At 70.8% G+C, this 411-nt stretch carries 1 pseudogene; it reads left to right on the forward strand.

Annotated features, from left to right (window positions below):
- Window positions 1-411 (forward strand): annotated as a pseudogene (locus VM95_RS38105) (hypothetical protein); the annotation flags it as partial.

Below are 411 nucleotides of genomic sequence, written 5' to 3' on the forward strand. Positions count from 1 at the left end.
CCCAGCGTCGTCGCCGACCCCGCCACCGGACACCTGATCACCTACATCCGCGACACCGCCAACCACCTGTGGTCGGTGGATCCCAAGGGACCGGGCTGGATCGACTTCGGCCCGATGGCCGCCGGCGACCCGATGACGGTCGTCGACCCCGCCACCAACCACCTCATCACCTACCTGAACGGCCCCGACCACCGCCTGTGGTCCGTCGACCCCCAGGGCCCCGGCTGGACCGAGTTCATCCCCACCACCTCCGGCACCGTCCTCGGCGGCAACCCGTTCACCATCGCCGACCCCGCCACCGGACACCTCGTCACCTACGCCCACGACACCAACGGCACCTTCTGGTCCGTCGACCCCAAGGGCCCGGGCTGGACCAAGTTCTGGGGCGGCCCCGCAGCCGTCGCCTCCTGA

This window comes from Streptomyces rubellomurinus, from assembly GCF_000961885.1.
Lineage (GTDB): Bacteria > Actinomycetota > Actinomycetes > Streptomycetales > Streptomycetaceae > Kitasatospora > Kitasatospora rubellomurina.